Raw genomic sequence first — 1,069 nt, forward strand, 5'->3', positions numbered from 1 at the left:
AAGAGAGAACGAAATTCGTCCTCTCTAGGTGTTAGCTTTTCATCTACCCACTACAGTTGACAAAGAGCCTAAATTTCTCCTTCTAACATCATAAAGAGAGAAAGATTTATTTCAATGGAACTTTTACTCTTCCTCTTTTTTCTTCTTACCAAGGATTGGTAAGATACCAAGCAAGGCCATTACCCCTCCTACCGTAGCGAGTGATTCACTGCCTATATCTCCGGTATTTGGTAAGATTCTCGTATCTGTATTCTTAGAAGCTCTTTGAGAAGCTATTGGATTAATTTGAGCAATAGCTGTAAGACCTTTTTCTAGCTCGCTATTCACCTCTTTCAGAGTTCGTGCTTGATCAATTGCTTCCTTAGCAGCTTTGGCCAAAGCGTCCACTTCTGCCTTCGCAACTAATTTTTCTTCATCAGTTAGATCAGAACGAGCAGCAATCTCTGCTTTTTTAGCTTCCGCTACCTTATCAATTTCTGACTTAGTGGTGGTCTTAGCTGTCGCATCTGGATGGATGGCATTGATACTTGTGATACCTGCGTCCTTAGCAGTCGCTACATCCGCATTAGTGGTTGCCGCATCAACGGCATCCTTGGCTTCCTGTGCTTTTGCATCAACTGCATCCTTAGCTGATTGCTTTTCTTCATCCGTCAAGTCTGTACGAGCATCAATCTCTGCCTTTTTAGCTTCCGCTGCCTTGTCAATTTCTGACTTAGCGGTGGTCTTGGCTGTCGCATCTGGATGGATGGCATTGATACTTGTGATACCTGCGTCCTTAGCAGTCGCTACATCCGCATTAGTCGTTGCCGCATCAACGGCATCCTTGGCTTCCTGTGCTTTTGCATCAACTGCATCCTTAGCTGATTTCTTTTCTTCGTTAGTTAGATCAGAACGAGCATCAATCTCTGCCTTTTTAGCTTCCGCCGCCTTATCAATTTCTGACTTAGCCTTGGTCTTGGCTGTCGCATCTGGTTTAATGGCATTGATACTTGTGATACCTGCGTCCTTAGCAGTCGCTACATCCGCATTAGTGGTTGCCGCATCAACGGCATCCTTGGCTTCCTGTGCT

Annotated in this window: 1 protein-coding gene; it reads right to left on the reverse strand. The window is 44.6% G+C overall.

Features of this window, described 5'->3' with window-relative positions; translation table 11 throughout:
• Positions 1–123: 123 nt before the first annotated feature.
• Positions 124–1,069 (reverse strand): DUF1542 domain-containing protein (locus tag ACVPON_RS08760; RefSeq protein ID WP_462878249.1); only part of this gene is annotated, 946 nt, incomplete at its 5' end.

This window comes from Streptococcus sp. 1F3 (assembly GCF_054968985.1).